Origin of the sequence: Acinetobacter kyonggiensis, assembly GCF_900107285.1 — a bacterium.
GTDB lineage: Bacteria > Pseudomonadota > Gammaproteobacteria > Pseudomonadales > Moraxellaceae > Acinetobacter > Acinetobacter kyonggiensis.
The window spans coordinates 76,378-95,685 of the sequence record NZ_FNPK01000007.1 but is presented as its reverse complement, the minus strand read 5'-3'; the positions used below and the strand labels follow the sequence as shown (position 1 = coordinate 95,685).

Genomic DNA, 19,308 nt, shown 5'->3' with positions numbered 1-19,308 from the left:
CCCATTTGAATGTTGCAACATTTAAAAACTCAGTTCTTCAATATTGGCATCATTGAGTAAATAAGCCGTCAATTTTTTATGATTTTCAGCTGAACCAATTAAAATCCACCGACCTCTAATTTTATGTGCTGTTTTATGTTGTGCGCTGCGTACAACCTTCATGTTATAAGTTTTAAATAAGTCTTCGTACTGATCTAACGTTTTTTGTTGAAATTCACAAACAATCCGATAGGTTCGTGCTTGGTTGAGTGACTCAATATGCTCTTGTACATAAATTAAAAAAATTAATACGATCAGAACAATCAACGTCCCCAACAGACTTAACAGCTCGTAGCCTGCACCCACAGCCATGCCCAATGCAGCCGTCATCCAAATGGTGGTGGCCGTGGTAATCCCTGAAATGCGATTTTCATCTTTAAAAATCACACCTGCACCCAGAAAACCCAGCCCCGTTAAGATATTGGCAGCTAAGCGATCAGGATTTTCCACACCAATTTTTAATGACAGAATCGTAAACAAACACGAGCTTAAACTGACCATAATCATGGTTCTTAAGCCCGCAGATTTACTTCTATACTCACGCTCTGCACCAATAATTGCACCAATACCAAGCGCAATCAGCAAATGATATAAATCAGGATCCATTAATCTACCTGTTTTAAATTCTTGTTTTTAAGGTATACGCAATTTTGCTATTCGGATGCAAGCCTAAACCTGCATCCTCAAATGATTTACTGTAACTGTTCCCATTCAACCAGCACTTGTGCCTGATCACCAATCAAGGTCCATTCGCCATCCATCACATTTAATTGTAACTGCATGGTGCGTTCGCATAATTGTGGCAGTGCCTCTGTCGTTGCTGTAGAGAGCTTCCAGACTTGCACATTACTCATGGTTTTTAATTTACTGTTGCGCTTATACCACTCATCAACAGCCGAACCATACGTCACCACAGCAACTTGTTTACAGCGCGCACTGGCTTTTTTAACTTTATCTTCATCTGGACTACCGACTTCAATCCATTTAATCAATTGACCCGTTAAGTCTTTTTCCCACAAAGCAGGTTCATTGGTTTCAAATAAATCTTTGGTAAATTCTAAAGCTTCATCAGCAAAACGAGCATATGCCAAAATACGTACCATCAGGCGCTCAATCGTTTCTGACGGATGCAAAGCCATCGTCAGCTGATAATCAGCATATTGATGATCATCCATATTGGCAATATTCAAATCAGCCTTATAAATCGTTGCTTTAAGCGCCATAAAAAAGTCCTCAAATTTGGCGCTTAGCATATAAGATTTGAACTAAATTTGCTGAGTTGTTTTATCCGTATTATCTGCATTCAACTGACATTGAAATAATTGATCTTCAAAGTGTTGCCAATCGCGCTGATCTTGCACAATAATTTCAATGCGGTTATCAATCCCCTCTTCTGAAGACTGATAATTAAATTGCTGCGGATTAAAATTAAAAGTTTTCCAGCCCTGATTGGTATGAAAAATACCTTTAATGCGTAGCCAATTTTGTTGCTCACACAGTAAATCTAATAATGGATAAAAATCGAAAAGCCAACGCTTGGGTAATTTCCAGCCTGCCACACTATACCCTTGTGTCGTTTCGACATAGTGATAAGGCAACTGTTTAATCTCAGGTAAAGTTTGTCCTGCAAGCAGTGTTTTTTGAATTTTCAGTAAAGGTTGAATCTTACGTTCAGTCCCGATATACGGCTGATCAATCTGCTCAAGGGCAATATCAACTTGCCCACTCCTAAGCCAAGTTTGTGCATAGGCCCGATATTCTGTCTGTAAGATCTCTAAGGCTTGCTCATCGGCAAAATCCATACGATCTGCATGAGAAACCACAATGATTTGTGCAGCTTTCAATTGGTCGGCATACAAATTTTGCTCAGTCCATTGGCGATCATGTAAGCGTGAACCATCCACCACAGTTACCAAAGCACGCATTGCGATACTTTGCTGCCAATGCGGTTCGGTCAGTTGTTCTAGCAATTGTGCAGGATGTCCCAAACCTGTCGGTTCAATAAACAATCGGTTTGGTTTGGTCTCCGACAATAGTCGCGATAAAGCAATTTGCATCGGTAATTGACTACTACAACACAGACAACCGCCCAAGAGTTCTTTCACTTCATAGCCTTGGGTTTGCGGCAACATCTGCTGATCGACCCCAATTTGCCCAAACTCATTCATCAACACTGCCCAGACTTCATTTTCTGGCTTTTGGCTAAGCAAATGCTTCAGCAAAGTGGTTTTTCCAGCGCCTAAAAATCCAGAAATAATATGAGTAGGTACGGCTTGCGTTGGAGAAATCAGTTTCAAAACTTACTCGCTTTTGGCTCAAGTGGACATCAATAATTCAGGTCATCATCAGCGCAAATCATGCTCAGGATTTGCTGAATGCTTCCACTTTAATTTCTTCCTTACCAGATGGCAACGTATTCAAATTCATTTATAAATTTTCAAAGCCTTTTCATCTGTAAGAAGGTTGTTATGAGTCATAGAAAAAAATGATTACTCATTTAAAAAATCGTATAGTTGATTTTAAAATTATTACATGTTTTTCAATATATTGATGTGTTACATGGTCTTTGGCATGTTTTCTTTTCAATCAACATATCTACTATGGCATAGCTTGTTTAGCCCCTTAAATTCATCGTTAATAAGCATTATCGTGAATTGAATGGATATTCGCTGTGAGCACAAACAAAACGAATTATACGACTGAAGTAGCTATATTGGGCGCAGGGCCTGTTGGTTTAACAATTGCGAATTATTTAAGTAAGCAAGGTGTACAAGTCACGATTATTGAGCAGTTGGATCATTTAATTGACTACCCACGTGCGATTGGGATTGATGATGAATCTTTGCGTACCATTCAATCTCTCGGTTTAGTCGACCAAGTATTACCACATACCACACCGAACCATGCGATGCGTTTCTTAACCCCCAAAGGTCGCTGTTTCGCAGATATTCAACCACTGACCCGTGAATTTGGTTTCTCACGTCGCAATGCTTTTATTCAGCCTCAAGTCGACAATGTTTTACTGCAAGGTTTAAAACAATACCCAACAACTCAAGTGTTATTTTCACGTCAGCTCAATGAATTTAGCCAAGATGCAAATGGTGTTACGCTAAAGCTGCAAGACAAAAATCAAAAACAAGAAACCATCCATGCACAATATTTAATTGCCTGTGATGGGGGCAACTCGATTGTGCGTCGTAATTTAAATATTGCTTTTGATGGTAAAACTGCACCGAACCAATGGATCGTGATTGATATTGAAAATGATCCTTTAGCAACACCACACATTTACCTATGCTGCGACCCAGTACGTCCCTATGTATCGGCGGCTTTACCACATGGTATTCGTCGTTTCGAATTTATGGTGATGCCGGGTGAAACACAAGAAGAACTCAGCAAACCAGAAAATATTGCAAAATTATTGTCTAAAGTTTTACCGAATGCTGAAAACATTGAAGTGATTCGTCAACGTGTCTATACCCACAATGCACGTATTGCCGATAAGTTCCGTGTCGAGCGTATTTTACTGGCGGGTGATGCTGCACACATTATGCCAGTATGGCAAGGTCAAGGTTATAATAGTGGTATGCGAGATGCCTTTAACTTAGCGTGGAAAGTTGCGCTGGTGGTACAAGGTAAAGCAACTCCTGATCTATTGGATTCGTACCAAGTTGAACGTAAAGACCATGCCAAAGCAATGATTGATCTTTCTGTGATGGCAGGTCACGTGCTTGCGCCACCGAAAAAATGGCAAGGTTTCGTCCGTGATGGGATTGCTTATGCATTGAATTACATCAAACCGATTAAGCAATATTTGCTTGAAATGCGCTTTAAACCTATGCCTAAATATAACGATGGTGCCTTGCTGGCAGATGGTAAAAAAGAATCCCCTATTGGTAAAATGTTCATCCAGCCGCATGTAAAACTGGAGTCTGGTGAAAAAGTTTTACTGGATGACATCATTGGCAACGACTTTGCAATTATCGCTTGGGGAGTCGATCCTCAATGGGGAATTAACGATACCAATATGCAAGTATGGAAAAAATTAGGGGTTAAATTCATTCAAATTATTCCTGAAGTTCAATTTGGCAATGAAAACCGTAAAAAGTTTGAAGGCGTGATTACTTTAGGTGATATTGGTACTGACATTCGTACATGGTTTGGTAAAACATCTGAATCTGTTGTTATTTTACGTCCTGATCGCTTTGTCGCAGCGCTGGCAATTCCACAAACTTTAGATCAGGTCAGCCAACAATTGTTCAAGAAACTGCATGTAAAATAATTCATAAACTGAATCATATTTACAGATCTGACCACGCAAAAGCGTGGTCTTTTTATTTCATCTGGATCATTAAATTAACCATATAAAAAAAAAGATTAGCCATTTAATTTCTGAAACCAGACCACATCTTTCATCGAATCACGCTGCTCAATCAATTCAAGAAAAGGTTTGAACTCATCAAGATAAGGTAAGATTTTGAAGGCAATGGCAAAAACCAGCCAGTAACCCACATATAAATCTACGGCTGAAATTTTTTCCCCAAGCAAATAAGGATTCGCCTGCTGCATCCCCTGTTTTAAAAAGGCAAATAAGGTTTCTTGATCACCAAATGCTAAGCCTCGTTTTTTCTGTTCAATTTGTTCATTCGATACTTCAAGGCTGCGCAAATCCATATATTCAGTCAAAGGACCATGACAAAAAAACATCCATTTCAAATATGCCCCGCGCTTTGGATCATCCAATGCGGGTGCCAAACCCTTTTCAATATATTTATCGGCCAGATAGGTAAATATTGCAGCCGTTTCAGAAATTACGATGCCTTGATCGACCAAACAAGGGACTTTCCCCATAGGATTAATTTTCAAATAATCTGCTTTATGCATATCTTCATAAGCAATTTGAATTTGATCAATTTGCTCTTCAATTCCCAGCTCTTTGAACAAAGGAAAAAGTGTCATGCCACGTGATTGTACATTGTTATATAACTTCATCATTCTTGTCAGACCTATATTGTTGTTTTAGATTTTAAGTATAAAGAGCTAAAATCGTTTTTGCATTATTGTTATGTGATGTGTGCAATCGCTCACGATGCTTTTGATTTTTTAAAGCATCGCGCAACATTTAGCATTTTAATGCTTAGCTTTTTAAAAGAACCCCATATAAAACTGCTCTTTTAATATTTTTAAAATCAGTTCAATGACTTCATTTTTTTGCCCTTTACGATAACTTGCATGCAGGTCAATCATTGGCAACGGCTCAATAGTATTTTTTACCACAATTTTATCGCCCAAAAGAGGAATCACATAAGCGGGCACCAAGCTCCAACCCACTCCCATTCCCACTAAGTTGACATTCAATAAAATATTGGTCGATTGTTGCACCACATTTACATTCAGTTTGGACTGCTTAAAGAAATCCGTAATAATTTTATGCAGTTGTGGCGATGCAATTTCATCACTAATAATAAAATCTTGCTGATTAAAACTCTTAATACTGATATGGCGCTGCGCGGCAATTGCGGAGTCTTTGGGAACAATTAAAGCCAATGGCTCACTAAAAATTTGTACATGCTCAAGTTCACTTGACTCATCCACATAGCGCGTAAACGCGATATCAATATCACCTTTCTTTAACGCTTTAAATTGATTTGCATCCGTCAAACTATGAAAATTAATTTTAATTTCAGGAAAATGCGCCCGAATATTCGGCATGATATAAGGGAAAATTTTCATTTCCGCCACGGGAACAAAACCAATATTCAGTTGGTCTTTGTTTAAATTGGCAATTTTCCGTGCATCTTGAATGGCTTTTTCAGCATGCTCTAAACTTAACAAGGCTTCTTTTAAAAATGCTTTACCTTCTTCAGTCAGTTCGACTTTGCGATTCGAGCGAATCAGCAATTGCACACCAACCTCTTGTTCAAGGTCTTTAATCTGCTGGCTTAAAGAAGGTTGTACCGTGCACATACGTTGTGCAGCTTTAGTAAAATTCAGCTCTTCTGCCACTGCAACGAAATAGCGTAAATGACGTAATTCCACGGCCGTACCTCTTTATTTGGGTTGTTTAAGTGTTGCTGAAACGGTGTATTTATAGACAAATAAGGTTGCCACAGTAATGACAGCACAGCATAGATAAGTCATTTGATAACCATAGTAGGCAATGATCAAACCAAGGACCACTGAACCCATCGCCATGCCTAAATCAAATAAGGTAAAGAAGGTCGAAATTGCATGGCCCATGCGCTGTTTAGGCACAGACTGTATAGCCACCGTTTGAAAACATGGAAATAATGAACCATAGCCAATGCCAATAAATATAGCAGAGAGCCAAAGCATCCATTGATTGGAGATAAAGCTAACAATGACCAAACCAATCGCAAAGAAAATAAAGGACGGATAAATCACTGCACTTGCACCTTCACGGTCATAAATTTTACCCACCCAAGGACGTACAATAATCATCGAAAGGGCAAAGACAATAAAAAATAAACTGGTATAGGCAAGCAGCTGTTGAGTTTCACTATATGCGGTAATAAAACTCATAATACTGGCGTAAGCAAATGCTGTAAGCAAAGCAACAAAACCGATAGGCACGACACGTATTTCAATAATGTCATGAACACCCAGACGCTTTCCTACGCCTTGATCATCGCTTGAATCCATCTGATTTTTTGCTACAGGAACCATCAGGCAGAACATAAAGCCCAGACAAACCACACTGGCTAAAATTAAAAATAGGTTTTTAAAATCAGTAAATTGAATAACCGTTAATGCCAACAATGGCCCAAACACCACGGCAAGATTGGTCGACATGACGAAATATCCCATGCCTTCACCCTTACGATGATCGGGAATAAAATCATTGGCAATAGGCACTGTAACCGTAGTCAAAACACTAAACCAAATACCATGAATAAAACGAATCACTAATAAAGCCCACAAACTATCGGCAAATAAATAGCTAAATGCAAAAAGTACAAATAAAAACGCTGAACCACGGAACGCTATTTTTTTTCCTAATTTTTCAACAATCAGTCCAGAAAATGGACGAACCGCAATCGAAGACACCAAAAATAAGGTCAATGCCAAACCCGCTTCTTTTACCGTTCCACCTAAATTTTTGATGATATAAATCGGTAAAATGGTCAGTAGTGCATAATAATAAGTAAATAAAAACAGATTATTAAAAAGGCACAAGATAAAAGAGCGATTCCATAAACGCGCAGTGGCTGTGGTAATCATAATGATCAACTTACTTGCATAGCTATGGTGAGTTTTGAACAAGAATCGGTTGCATGACTAAACTGACCAGATGTTCAATGTAGGTTTGATCAGGTATTCGATTGAAGAAAATAATTTGATAGTGGATTGGGCCATAAAGCGTATCGAGCATCAGTTCAAAAGGATATTCAGCAATAATTTCATGACGCTCAATTGCAACTTGAATCAACTTACGCATTTGCTCACGGCGTGGTAATAAATACTGTTTAAAGAATTCACCCGCAGCTTCACGATGTTCCGCCATCACCACCAATAAGGCTCGACCTACAGGATGGTTTAATGCTTGTGATAACTTTAAAAGTTGCTGATTAAAATTAAATGCCAAACTTTGTTGAAAATCTAATTCAAATACAGGTGCAGTTTGTTCTTTAAACGCATCTAGGACTAAATCGGACTTATGCTTCCACCAGCGATAGATCGTGGATTTACCCACCCCTGCACGTGCCGCAATGTCTTCTACAGTTAAATGACTATAATCATATTCTTCTAATGCCTCAGACACTGCATTTAAAATACACTGCTTACGACGTGAAGTTTTTTCCGCTTCAGTCATTACACCACCCAAACAAAACGATACGTATCGTTTTATATTATGCTGATTTATGCTGCCTGTATAGCTTAAATCTTATTTTTGAATCAAAAAAAGACTGCTTAGAAGCAGTCTGTTTATTCAATCGATAATGCCAAACATTATGAAGTTTTCTTATAAATACTACATGATGGATGATGACTTTCTTGTAGACGTGCCACTTTACGATGTTCGGCAGCCTCAAAACGGCAACGTTTCCAATCATTGTCTAAATTTAATGCAGGAATTTGTTGTGGCTTACCACTTTTATCGACAGCAACCATGGTGAAATAGCAACTATTGGTATGACGTACGGTACGCTTTTGAATGTTCTGCGCTTCTACACGAATCCCGATTTCCATTGAAGTCCGACCAACATGGTTTACGCTAGCAAGGAAAGTAACCAATTCACCAACATGGATCGGTTCTTTAAAATTCACTTTATCGACCGACAAAGTCACGACATAGCAACCTGAATAGCGGCTAGCACATGCATAAGCGACTTGATCCAACAATTTTAAAATTGTTCCACCATGAACATTACCTGAAAAGTTTGCCATATCAGGGGTCATTAATACTGACATGGTTAATTCAGCTTGGTCATCTAATGCTGGAGCAATTTGATCTAATGGGGACATCGCGTTCTCTAGACTCTTTAACAGACAATAGTATATGTAACTATTATTATATCGTTTTTCAAAGAAATTGAATGTCCCAATTGACAATAAAATCATCATTATTATTTATAGTTAAAAAAGTAGCATTCTAAGAAATACACTCAAAATCAACCTAAATAACTGTATATTATGTATTTTTTATATATCACTGATTTATAGAATAAATGCTCAAAAAGAATTATTACAAAAAATACCCACCGATGAATTGAAAATCTTCTCAGTTCATCCTCTTATGCTCTGCCTATTACGGATCAAGCATGAATGCAAATCCATTTGCACGTACTGTCTAATATATTAAATAACCAAGATGAAAATGAATAAACAAGATGAAGCAAATACTTATACTTTACGTAACATCTCTTGAGAAATATTTCCATAATTCAGCACATTTTGCGGATCTAACTGTGTTTCAATCCCATATGTGCCATCTGTATTTTCCGAAATCACGGTAAAAACCAGATGCTCCATGGCGGCCATTTTGACTTTATGACCTATGGTAATTTTTTCTATCTTTGGATTACTCTTATTCATTTAACCATCCTTATAGATACAGGTTTTTGTATCAAATTTATTGAGATGAAGTTTATTGACTTTCTCATAGAGGGTAAACTTAAATAGTTGAACAAAAAGTATTAATCTAAAAATTATATAAAATAAGACCTTTAGCTACTTAATTTATTTTCATGAAAAATATTAACTCATTAGTTTACTTTTACAATATCACCCACTCAAATAAAATTACTTTACGATCAAAAAATTTCACTCATCAGCTTAAAAGAATAATAAAAACAAAACTAACTAAAAATCTAATTTTAAATTTGCTGAATCTACCTGCATCATTGCAGTCATCAGTTTGCTTAATCATGTACACTGAATTGCTGAAGCCTCTGCCCTTGTGGCACCTGTTTTTGATTAAAGACCGTTGAAATTTGCTGTAATTGATTTTGTGCTGCATCAATACCCGCTTGTATGGTCATTTCACGACCTTTGACATCAAAAATATGTCCCTTCTCTCTTAAATCAGGCTGAATCACGATATTTGCATGTTTAAGCTCTTCTCTGGCTAAGTGGTTCTGCATAATATTAATATTTTGATTAAACATTCCCCAAACATTGCTGGTTTCGGTATGCATCGGTTGAGCTAAAATATCGACTGCAATAATAATATCTGCGCCTAAATCACGAGCAACATCGACAGGTACAGGACTGACTAAGCCCCCATCGACATATTCATCTTCACCAATCTTTGTGGGAACAAACATACTCGGGATAGACACTGACGCACGTACAGCTTGTCCAGTGTTACCATAATTAAATACCACTTTTTTGCCTTCTTTTAATTCTGTCGCCACCACATACATTGGCGTTTTAAGCAATTCTAAAGGCGTATTATTCACTTGTTGATTGACATAATTTTCAACTTTTTTACCATCAAAAAAACCTTTCATGTCCAGTTTGATATCACGTACATCATTGGCTTTCATATTCAGCGCAATGTCACGCAATTCATCGGCTGTTTTACCACTTGCATAAATTGAACCGACAATGCTTCCTGCACTCGTACCCACAATAAAGTCCGGTCGAATACCTTGTTGTTCCAAGACTTTAATCACACCGATATGAGCATAGCCGCGTGCACCACCACTGCCGAGTACCAAAGCCACGATGGGACGACTTTGTTGTTGCTTTATTTTTTTAAAATTGATCCGATCTGCACGAACTTGAGCCTCAACACTCGGTGATTCAGATAAGCCTGTAGAGCCCACAGTAATCTTGGACTGCGGCATCGTTTGGCAGCCCACAACACTAAATACTGCGAAAGCAATAAAACCATATTTGATCTTGATCATGAATCACCTAATGATAAATAAGCTTAGCTTTTAAAAGTTGTATAGTGTAGAAACGATCCATTTTTTACACTGTAGTATTTCGTTAAACTGTCATCTAAAATGATTAGTCTGTATAAGACCAACCCAAGTAAATCCGCCCATCTCTCCTCTTTATTATCGCACTATTTTCCTGACTTTGTTTAACTTCACTCGCCTTTCACTGCGCAGCCCTGCTGTACATTTTCTCAAGTTTTACTCAATACGCTTAAAGCCTAAATATTCTAGAATACAGCACTGATTGAGTTAGCTTTGCGTAATAGCAGCATTGCCAAAAAAAAGAAAAGCCTGAAAAACAGGCTTTTCATAGCAATATTAAGGCTTATGCAAAAAACTTAAGAATAAGCTGAATCACTGTCGCATTAATTAAATCGACAAAGAATGCACCACATAATGGAACAATCAAGAAAGCTTTATGCGATGGGCCGTACATATTGGTAATGGCCTGCATATTGGCTACGGCAGTCGGTGTTGCTCCCATACCAAAACCACAATGTCCCGCAGCAAGTACTGCAGCATCATAGTCTTTACCCATCACACGGAAAGTTACAAATGCCGCATAAAGCGCCATCGTCAAGGTTTGCGCACCTAAGATAATGACCAATGGACCAGCCAAATCGCTCAATAACCATAACTTCAATGAAAGTAATGCCATTGCCAAATAAAGTGATAATGATGCATTACCAAATACGTCAATTGCACGGTCAAAGATCTCTACTTTGAAAATTCCTTCTAGAAAATTCCGTAGAATCACCCCACCAGCCAACGTCCAAACAAAGGTCGGAAGTTCAAACCAAGTGCCTTTACTAAAGCCCGTCATAAATTCAGCAAATGCTAAACACGCTGCGAACATACCCAAAGTAGTAATCGCATTATCAGCCGTAATTAAACGAACCTGATGCGGATATTCAAATTGAGTAAACTCAGTCGAGTCGGTATCAGCATTGAGGGTTGAATCACGATCAGCAATTTGTTTATTGGTACGAGAGATAGCCAGTTGATGACGATTAATCAACATTTTAGCTAAAGGACCACCAATAATACCGCCAATAATTAGACCAAAAGTCGCACTTGCCATACCCAAGGCTAATGCACCCTGAATACCATGCTGTACTTCTAAAATCTCACCCCAAGCACCAGCTGTACCATGACCGCCCGTGAGTGTAATTGAACCCGCAATCAGACCAATTAAAGGGTCAATACCCAATAAAGTCGCCAAGCCAATACCAACAAAATTTTGTACCACAATAAACGAGGCAACACAGACGAGGAAAATAACCAGTCCGATACCGCCTTCTCTTAACTTAGCAAAGTTGGCACTTAAACCAATAGAAGCAAAGAAAATCAGCATAAAACTGGTTTGTAATGCACTACTGGTCGAGATACTCAAACCCCAAATATTGTGTACAAACAATGAAACAATCGCGGCAACTAAACCACCTGCAACTGGCTCTGGGATATTGTAGCGCTTTAAAAAATCAATTTTATTGACAAGAAAACGTCCTAATAAAAGAACGATTACCGCTGCAATCAGCGTATAAAAGGCATTAAAAGTAAATTCCATCATTATTGTCCATAAAATAGTTGGATTCTTTTTGTTCTATAGCCTTATTAGCACTTGAAAGAAATGAAACTTCAAGCATCATTTGGTAAATACCCAACCACAATGAAAGCTATACAACAAAAAGGTATAAGAACAAAAATTCATTTTTGATGAAACTACAGGACAGCGAGATGATTTTTTCCATCATGATGGAAAATCATAAAAAAAGACAATGCGAGTTACTACGTTCTAGCGATCAAAACAAAAGTATCATTTCATTTGATGCCAACTAACCGACTGACTCATGAGAGATTATCTCATCTAAAGCTTCTAGTCCTGGTCATGTTAATTCACGCAGGGTATGCGAAAATAAACATACATCACACACAATAATAAAGATATTACAGTAAGTAATGTTCAAAAAAGAGGATACATTATGCAGATTTAGTTATTAATGTCTTTAGTTTTTTACAATTTTATCAATTACTGTAAATTATTGTTTTTTTATATAAGGTTCAAATTTGAATATTTTTTAATAAACCATCATTAATACTTTCGAAAATTAAATAAAAAAGAGGCGAATTAATCGCCTCTTTTGCTCTATCTAAACTTTTTAAATTAGAAGCTATATTTAGCCATCAAGCCTACACGGTTATCTTTGAATGACTGTCCAGCAAATGTATCACGCTTACCATTGATGTATTCAACACCTAAGTCAATTGGCGCAACAGGTGTATAGATAAAGTTAACCCATGCTTGTTGAACTTTTTCATTACCCGCAGTGTTCAGCGTTGCATAATCAGTATCATCATCAGCAAAAATTGCACCATATGCTAAAGTCGAACGGAAGTTAGGCGAGAATTTGTATGTTGCACCGACTTGAACAGCATTAAATTCATTTTGTTCAATGCTGTTATTCGCATTCACAACATAAGCTGAATTACTGCCATATAAATAGTTGCTATTACCAACGACATGAGAGGCATCAGCAGAGATCTTTAATGGTGCAGATACTTGATAATTAACACCTGCTGCAACACCCCAGCCAGTTTCATTATCATCAGCAACAGTCGATTTATAATTTTCAACCAACGCACGTGCAGAAATAGAACCTTTACCTTCGGCAAAACCTTGGGTTAACTTAGCAGTCAAATTTGGTAAACTATATTTAATGCCTGTACCTGAGCTATCTGCTTCTTCTGCTGAAACAAATAATTGAGTCGCAGGAGCAAGTTTAAAACCATAACGAACTTGAGGAACACGTGCTGTACCACCACCGAGATTGGTATTAAAATCAATCATTTCAGGTGCATGATTCGACAAGAAATTCGATGTTGTTTGACCAAATAACCAATCGTTATAAGTTAAATAAGCATGACGGATACGTAAATTTTCAGTCGAACTTGCAAAGTCAACTTCGACTTTACCACCTACTTTTGCATCGCCAACAGGTGTATTAAAATCTAAACCAATACGCGTGGTTTTCGCTGTCGCACGTAATTTATCATTTACCAGTTTAGGATCTGTAGCTCCTGCCCCATTTACTTTATGCACTGCATTAAAGTCGTCATCCGCGCCTTCAATAATGTAGTTGGCATCGCCACGGACAAAACCATAAAGGTTTACATTCGCGCCTGCTTTAGATTTAAAACCTGTAAGTGGCGATTCAGCTTTTACTGCTACTGCTGCAATTTGTATAGGCTGCGCTTTTACTTGTTCAATTTGAGTTTGTTGCTGCTGCTGAACTTGATGTTGTTGTTGAATTAAAGATTTTAATGCATCAACTTCTTTACGTAGTTGTTGAATTTGTTCTTGCTCAGCTTTACCAGCATGTGCTGTGCTTACCATTACAGCAGTCACGGCTAATGCTAGGCTTTTAGCCATAAATTTACGGTTGAGTAAGCGACTCATTCTAATCTCCAATTTAAATATCTCGCATCCGTGCATAAACAACCCTGAAAAACTCAACAAATGAATGAAAAAATATAGATTCATTTTTGTAAAAAGCTTCAAAAATCATTGCATTTTCTGCTACTAGTACAGTGAAAAAAGCTTAAAATATTATAAAAGTGCAACATATGTAAACCATATGTAACTATCAATCTATCAAGTTCTCTGCTTTATTAATATCAGTTTTGTCAAACAACGATTGAAAAACTATCTTATTTGTTTAGGCTTATTTAAAAATAATGAATATATTCTTAAGCTTAGCTATTATTCACATAAAGTATTGCGTACAAATATTCGACTAATGTATATAGTAAAGTTCAGCTAAAAAACTGCTTTTAAAAAGGAATTTTCATGAATTTGCAACAAGTTCACCATGTCGATGATGCCATTACCTCACGCCACTCCGTTCGTGCTTTTCTCAATAAAACGGTTGACGCTCAAATCATCAAAGATATTTTGAGCGTAGCCAGTCGCGCACCCTCAGGAACCAACACACAACCTTGGAAAATCTATGTCGTGACTGGAAAAAAACGTAATGAAATGGTAGAACGTGTTTGTAAAGCACAAATCGAGCTATTTACCCAGCCTGAACTTGCTAGCCAATATCAAGAAACCTTTGCTTATTACCCAGAAAATTGGATTTCACCCTTCATTGACCGCCGCCGTGAAAATGGTTGGGGCTTGTATGGTTTATTAAACATCCAAAAAGGTGAAAAAGAAAAAATGGCGCGCCAACAACTGCGCAATTACCAATTGTTCGATGCACCCGTCGCCTTGTATTTTACCGTCAACAAAGCCATGGGCATTGGTTCTAAAATGGATATTGCCATGATGATTCAAAATGTCATGATTGCAGCAAAAGCACGTGGTCTCGATACCTGCCCTCAAGCAGCATGGAATCATTTTCATCCAATCGTACTGGATGTACTGGGTGCACCTGAAGATGAAGAATTGGTCTGTACCATTGCTTTAGGTTATGCCAATACAGATGATATTGTGAATACTTTTATTACCCCACGTATTGCCGTTGAAGAATTTACTGTTTTCTTAGATCAATAATTCAATTCATGCCAATAAAAAAGAGACCCTAAATGAAGGTCTCTTTTTTTTATTCTTAAATTAGCGATGAGGGCTTTGATGCTGTACAGGTGGCGTTAATTTCGTAATGGCAACCAGTGTAATGACAACAAAAATCAACATTAAGATCCCCATATTCAAAAGTGCATTCCAAACCAGAAAATTCAAAATCACCCCACCAAGTAAACCACAGGCAAATTGCATACTGCCCATAATAGCACTGGCTGTTCCTGCTCGCGCACCTTGCTCAGACATGGCTAAAGCCATAGCATTCGGCCCAGTAAAACCGATGCCTGAAACAGCCAAAAATATGCCGATAAAAACAATCCACAGAGGACTATGACTGAATAGACCCACAATAAATAAAATAGATGCACCAAACAGCTGTAGCATACCGCCCATTTTCAAACGATTCAGTACTGAAAACTTATAGGCAAGTTTTTTATTGAGGGTCGATAACAACATAATACCAAAAGCATTTAGACCAAAAGCATAAGCGAATTGTTGTTGATTTAAACCATAGTCATCCATGAGTACTGAAGCTGATGAACTGATATAGCAAAATAAAATGCCACCAGAAAAACAACCCGCCAACATGGGCCAACGGAAACTCTCATCTTTTAAAATCACTGCATATAAATTTAGAATTTGGTTGATATTTAACTTTAAACGACGTTCAGGCGCTAAACTTTCTTTAAAGAAAAAATGTACGCACAAGAGACAGACGACACCCATCAAAGTCAAAAATACAAAAACGGCATGCCAAGAAAAAAACTTAAGCACCATCGCCCCCAAACTGGGTGCAATAATTGGGGCAATCCCCATCACAATCATCATACTGGCAAAAGCTTGTGCAGAAGCATGCATATCTAAACGGTCACGAATCGCAGCGCGAGCAATCACCACCCCAACGCAGCCACCAACCGCCTGTAAAATACGTGCCGCAATTAAACTCCATTCATTGGTCGCAAAAATACATAACATGCTTGCCACAATATAAAGGATTAAACCAAAATACAGTGGTGCTTTACGTCCAATTCGGTCACTCAATGGCCCATAAACCAATTGTCCCAATGCTAAACCTAAAAAATATGCAGGTAAGGTATTGGCAACCATTTGTGTACTTACGCCAAAATCTTGTGCCATTTGAGGCAACGCGGGCAAGTACATATCTATAGAAAGTGGACCTAAGGATGTCAATAGTGCCAACAGCAGAATCCATGCTGTGGAATATTGTTGAGTAGACTGTTGTACAGACATATGGATATTTAATTTTTAAATGATAGCTTTGAAGACAAGCTTACACTGTACATAGTATTATTTCTAAGAATTGAGAGTGAAAAATCACATAATTTTACTTCATGATGCATAGATCACTTTGTGGTAAGGACATAATTTGAAATCTTGGCTCACGCGTATTAAACAAGCGACCTACAACACTACCTTTATGTATAACCTGCGTATGGTCATTGCATTTGCAGGGACTGCTTTTGTTCCTTATTTTATGGGACATCAGATTGCCACCATTCCATTGACTTTAGGGGTGGTTGCTGCGGGTCTAAGTGATATTGATGACCGCTTTTCAGTTCGCATCATGAACCTAATTTATACCTATATTGGTTTTTTTATTACTGCTACATCTGTTTATTTCCTATTTCCTTACCCAATTTTATTTGCTTTAGGCTTAATTGTTTCCTGTATTGGTTGGATCTTACTTGGCTCGCTGGGTCGTCGTTATGCCACCATTTCCTATGGCTGTTTAGTCATTTCCGTGTACTCAATGCTAGGTGTTGGACTATTTGACCATTGGTATATCCAACCTTTACTTTTAGTGATTGGTGCAGCATGGTATGGCGTGATTTCAACCATTAGCTTTTTATTGTTTCCCGTTCGCCAAGTACAAGACAAGTTGTCGCAGTGTTATTCATCCTTAGGTGATTTTCTCTTTGCAAAATCGAACCTGTTTGATGTCGATATGACACCCCACAGCTATCAGCAAAGTATGATTGAATTATCTTTAGAAAATGGCAAATTAGTCGGTATTTTTAATGAAATGAAAACCGCACTGCTGACCCGTTTAAAAGGTGACCGCGGACAAAAAGATACCCGTCGTAGCTTACAGTATTATTTTGTTGCCCAAGATATTCATGAACGTGCTGACTCAGCCCATATTGATTACCAAAAACTGGGCAAAATTTTTGAACACAGTGATATTTTATTTCGCTTCCAACGGATTTTATTTATTCAAGCCAAAGCCTGTAAAGATTTAAGCCACAGCATTTTGCATCGTGAAACCTATCAGCACAACAAACGCTTTAAACATGCTTTTGCCAATTTAAAACTGTCTTTAGAAAAGTTACGTACAGAACAACAGTATGATCAAGTCTGGGTCAACGCCCTATTTTCGCTCTATCAAAATTTAAAGGCGATTGATGCTCAACTGCGTAATGTAGAAACTGAACGTCATATTAAATTTGATAGAACCAAACATATTGAAAACCAACTCAAAGATGATGACCTAAAAGGCTGGGATGACATTGTTATCCGAATCAAACAGCAGTTAACCCCTGAATCCGTTCTGTTTAGACATGCCATACGTGTCTCTATTGTCTTACTGATTGGTTATATTTTTGTCCAAGTGAGCAATATTGAATATGGTTATTGGGTTTTACTGACTGCTCTTTTTGTCAGCCAACCCAATTTTAATGCCACCAAGCGTCGCTTACGTTTACGTATTGTCGGTACTTTGGTGGGGATTATTTTAGGCTATGCCATTTTATACTTTATCCCCTCTATTGAAGGACAATTATTGCTGCTGATTTTAAGTGGCGTACTATTCTTTGAATTACGCAGCAAACAATATGCACAAGCAACTGCTTTTATTACGATTCTTGCAATGATTAACTTCAATCTTGACGGTGTAGGTTTTGCAGCAGCAGTACCTCGGATGATTGATACACTCATTGGCTGTGCATTGGCATGGTTTGGGGTCAGTTTTATTTTCCCCGACTGGAAATTTCGTCGTCTATCGCGCACCATTAATCGCTCCCTGACTGCACAGTGTAATTACTTAGCGGAAGTTGCAGAGCAATACAAACATGGACGTAATAATGGCTTGAAATATCGCGTGATCCGTCGTACTGCACATAATAATGATGCAGAAGTCGCATCACTCATTTCAACCTTAGCCACAGAACCCGATTTTGATCCCACGCAAAAAGCCTTAGCTTTTGAATTTTTATGCTTGAATCATACCCTATTAAGTTATATTGCAGCTTTAGGCGCACATCGTGAGAAAATAGAAGATCAAGAAGTGTTAACGCTTTTAGATCTCGCTTTAAAAAATATCCAAGGATCTTTACTCAAAGATGAAGCCCCTGATCTTAATGCACAAAATATGTTGGATACGATTCGCCAACGCTTAAGCTCAAATAATAAAGATGATCAAAAAGCGCTGATTGTGTTACAACAATTATCTTTAATGTTGAGCATCCTGAATCAACTCAGCCGTTTAAAGCAAAGTTTGAGTCATGACCGTGATGATAAAGCCACCGAATTAGCCTCATTATAAATAGGATGATTTTGGAACAATATACTCACTGAATTGCTATAAATAATGCTAAACTTTTTACAGTTCTAAATTTGTTATTTTCATTATGACCGCGAAAAATTTATACGCTTATACCCTTCAGCCTGTGAACTATGAAATTTCAGAGGCTGAACAACGTCAAGCTCAACTTGCTATTTGGCGTAGTACCAACAAAATCAGCACTAAATCATGGATTATCATGGCTGTCGTCGCTGTATTATCCATTGTGGGTATTATCTTATTAAAAAACTATTCGACTATTTTTTGTTGGGTCGCACTGGTCGGTGTTATTGCTTACTTATTGATTCGTAAATTCGGTTTAGAATGGTACGTTAAACGTAAAATGAATGAGTTTCCGGTTCAGGAAATCAAAGGGATTCGTTTAGGCGTGCAACCGCACGGTCTGATTATGCGCCAAAAAATGGGTGCACAAGAAGGTGTCGGTGCAATTGGCTGGAAAGATATTTATGAATGGTATAACACGCCAGAATTTTTGTTGATTAACTTTAAAGTGAAAGGTCAACAAGGTGCTTATATTCTGCCAAAACGTATGGATTCAAGAAACTTTTCATTCAATACCATTCGTAAGCATTTAACTGAAACGGTTGGCGAAGCCAAACAAGTTTAAGACCTGCTGTAAGGCAAATTTTTTGCATAAAAAACCTCCAAAATATTGGGGGTTTTTTTAATACCACAAG

General features: G+C 37.8%; 17 protein-coding genes. 4 read left to right on the top strand and 13 right to left on the bottom strand.

Annotation, left to right across the window (positions count from 1 at the left end; all coding sequences use genetic code 11):
* Window positions 1–21: 21 nt before the first annotated feature.
* The 3 genes from BLV99_RS07600 to BLV99_RS07590 all read right to left on the bottom strand — a co-directional run bounded on the left by BLV99_RS07600 (window position 22) and on the right by BLV99_RS07590 (window position 2,336).
* Window positions 22–645: an MgtC/SapB family protein gene (locus tag BLV99_RS07600; protein WP_092689337.1), complete on the bottom strand. Its 624-nt coding sequence runs from the start codon at window positions 643–645 to the stop codon at window positions 22–24.
* Window positions 646–731: 86 nt separating this feature from the next.
* Window positions 732–1,262, bottom strand: coding sequence for a YaeQ family protein (locus BLV99_RS07595; protein WP_074944027.1), 531 nt, complete (start codon window positions 1,260–1,262; stop codon window positions 732–734).
* Window positions 1,263–1,304: 42 nt separating this feature from the next.
* Complete coding sequence (locus BLV99_RS07590; protein ID WP_092689334.1) at window positions 1,305–2,336, bottom strand: CobW family GTP-binding protein; 1,032 nt, start codon at window positions 2,334–2,336, stop codon at window positions 1,305–1,307.
* Window positions 2,337–2,710: 374 nt separating this feature from the next.
* Between BLV99_RS07590 and BLV99_RS07585 the strand changes: the two genes are divergently transcribed.
* Window positions 2,711–4,321 (top strand): bifunctional 3-(3-hydroxy-phenyl)propionate/3-hydroxycinnamic acid hydroxylase, encoded by a 1,611-nt coding sequence (locus BLV99_RS07585; RefSeq protein ID WP_092689332.1) that lies wholly within the window; start codon window positions 2,711–2,713, stop codon window positions 4,319–4,321.
* Window positions 4,322–4,416: 95 nt separating this feature from the next.
* Here the strand turns inward: BLV99_RS07585 and BLV99_RS07580 are convergent, their stop codons facing one another.
* The 9 genes from BLV99_RS07580 to BLV99_RS07540 form a co-directional block, all read right to left on the bottom strand.
* A complete protein-coding gene (locus tag BLV99_RS07580; protein ID WP_086184770.1) occupies window positions 4,417–5,031 on the bottom strand; it encodes a glutathione S-transferase family protein in 615 nt (204 codons plus the stop codon).
* A 153-nt stretch (window positions 5,032–5,184) separates the two neighbouring features.
* On the bottom strand, window positions 5,185–6,078 hold the full coding sequence (locus BLV99_RS07575; RefSeq protein ID WP_092689330.1) for a LysR substrate-binding domain-containing protein: 894 nt from the start codon (window positions 6,076–6,078) through the stop codon (window positions 5,185–5,187).
* A 12-nt stretch (window positions 6,079–6,090) separates the two neighbouring features.
* The gene (locus BLV99_RS07570) at window positions 6,091–7,278 is read right to left on the bottom strand and encodes an MFS transporter (RefSeq protein WP_171259166.1); all 1,188 of its coding nucleotides are present in this window, start codon (window positions 7,276–7,278) and stop codon (window positions 6,091–6,093) included.
* Window positions 7,279–7,303: 25 nt separating this feature from the next.
* A complete protein-coding gene (locus BLV99_RS07565) occupies window positions 7,304–7,873 on the bottom strand; it encodes a TetR/AcrR family transcriptional regulator (RefSeq protein ID WP_086184773.1) in 570 nt (189 codons plus the stop codon).
* 137 nt (window positions 7,874–8,010) lie between these two features.
* Window positions 8,011–8,526 (bottom strand): acyl-CoA thioesterase, encoded by a 516-nt coding sequence (locus BLV99_RS07560; RefSeq protein WP_074944010.1) that lies wholly within the window; start codon window positions 8,524–8,526, stop codon window positions 8,011–8,013.
* A 378-nt stretch (window positions 8,527–8,904) separates the two neighbouring features.
* Window positions 8,905–9,096 carry a hypothetical protein gene (locus BLV99_RS07555; protein ID WP_086184774.1) on the bottom strand — a complete coding sequence of 64 codons (192 nt, stop codon included), beginning with the start codon at window positions 9,094–9,096 and terminating at the stop codon, window positions 8,905–8,907.
* A gap of 326 nt (window positions 9,097–9,422) precedes the next feature.
* Window positions 9,423–10,415 carry a patatin-like phospholipase family protein gene (locus BLV99_RS07550; RefSeq protein ID WP_092689324.1) on the bottom strand — a complete coding sequence of 331 codons (993 nt, stop codon included), beginning with the start codon at window positions 10,413–10,415 and terminating at the stop codon, window positions 9,423–9,425.
* A gap of 358 nt (window positions 10,416–10,773) precedes the next feature.
* Window positions 10,774–12,015 carry a sodium/glutamate symporter gene (gene gltS / locus BLV99_RS07545; protein WP_092689321.1) on the bottom strand — a complete coding sequence of 414 codons (1,242 nt, stop codon included), beginning with the start codon at window positions 12,013–12,015 and terminating at the stop codon, window positions 10,774–10,776.
* A gap of 597 nt (window positions 12,016–12,612) precedes the next feature.
* On the bottom strand, window positions 12,613–13,905 hold the full coding sequence (locus BLV99_RS07540; RefSeq protein ID WP_092689317.1) for a DcaP family trimeric outer membrane transporter: 1,293 nt from the start codon (window positions 13,903–13,905) through the stop codon (window positions 12,613–12,615).
* 390 nt (window positions 13,906–14,295) lie between these two features.
* Between BLV99_RS07540 and BLV99_RS07535 the strand changes: the two genes are divergently transcribed.
* Window positions 14,296–15,003: a nitroreductase gene (locus tag BLV99_RS07535; RefSeq protein WP_092689313.1), complete on the top strand. Its 708-nt coding sequence runs from the start codon at window positions 14,296–14,298 to the stop codon at window positions 15,001–15,003.
* 60 nt (window positions 15,004–15,063) lie between these two features.
* Here BLV99_RS07535 and BLV99_RS07530 read toward each other — a convergent pair whose 3' ends face one another.
* Window positions 15,064–16,281 carry a multidrug effflux MFS transporter gene (locus tag BLV99_RS07530; RefSeq protein ID WP_092689310.1) on the bottom strand — a complete coding sequence of 406 codons (1,218 nt, stop codon included), beginning with the start codon at window positions 16,279–16,281 and terminating at the stop codon, window positions 15,064–15,066.
* 136 nt (window positions 16,282–16,417) lie between these two features.
* On the opposite strand from BLV99_RS07530, the gene yccS reads away from it, so the two are divergent.
* Window positions 16,418–18,592 carry a YccS family putative transporter gene (gene yccS / locus BLV99_RS07525; protein WP_086184780.1) on the top strand — a complete coding sequence of 725 codons (2,175 nt, stop codon included), beginning with the start codon at window positions 16,418–16,420 and terminating at the stop codon, window positions 18,590–18,592.
* 85 nt (window positions 18,593–18,677) lie between these two features.
* The gene (locus BLV99_RS07520; RefSeq protein WP_086184781.1) at window positions 18,678–19,238 is read left to right on the top strand and encodes a YcxB family protein; all 561 of its coding nucleotides are present in this window, start codon (window positions 18,678–18,680) and stop codon (window positions 19,236–19,238) included.
* Window positions 19,239–19,308: the final 70 nt, after the last annotated feature.

Coding starts and splice junctions, on each gene's coding strand:
- BLV99_RS07600 (WP_092689337.1), bottom strand. CDS start 645: ATGGATCCTGATTTATATCATTTGCTGATTGCGCTTGGTATTGGTGCA.
- BLV99_RS07595 (WP_074944027.1), bottom strand. CDS start 1,262: ATGGCGCTTAAAGCAACGATTTATAAGGCTGATTTGAATATTGCCAAT.
- BLV99_RS07580 (WP_086184770.1), bottom strand. CDS start 5,031: ATGAAGTTATATAACAATGTACAATCACGTGGCATGACACTTTTTCCT.
- BLV99_RS07565 (WP_086184773.1), bottom strand. CDS start 7,873: ATGACTGAAGCGGAAAAAACTTCACGTCGTAAGCAGTGTATTTTAAAT.
- BLV99_RS07560 (WP_074944010.1), bottom strand. CDS start 8,526: ATGTCCCCATTAGATCAAATTGCTCCAGCATTAGATGACCAAGCTGAA.
- BLV99_RS07555 (WP_086184774.1), bottom strand. CDS start 9,096: ATGAATAAGAGTAATCCAAAGATAGAAAAAATTACCATAGGTCATAAA.
- BLV99_RS07550 (WP_092689324.1), bottom strand. CDS start 10,415: ATGATCAAGATCAAATATGGTTTTATTGCTTTCGCAGTATTTAGTGTT.
- gltS (WP_092689321.1), bottom strand. CDS start 12,015: ATGGAATTTACTTTTAATGCCTTTTATACGCTGATTGCAGCGGTAATC.
- BLV99_RS07540 (WP_092689317.1), bottom strand. CDS start 13,905: ATGAGTCGCTTACTCAACCGTAAATTTATGGCTAAAAGCCTAGCATTA.
- BLV99_RS07535 (WP_092689313.1), top strand. CDS start 14,296: ATGAATTTGCAACAAGTTCACCATGTCGATGATGCCATTACCTCACGC.
- BLV99_RS07530 (WP_092689310.1), bottom strand. CDS start 16,281: ATGTCTGTACAACAGTCTACTCAACAATATTCCACAGCATGGATTCTG.
- BLV99_RS07520 (WP_086184781.1), top strand. CDS start 18,678: ATGACCGCGAAAAATTTATACGCTTATACCCTTCAGCCTGTGAACTAT.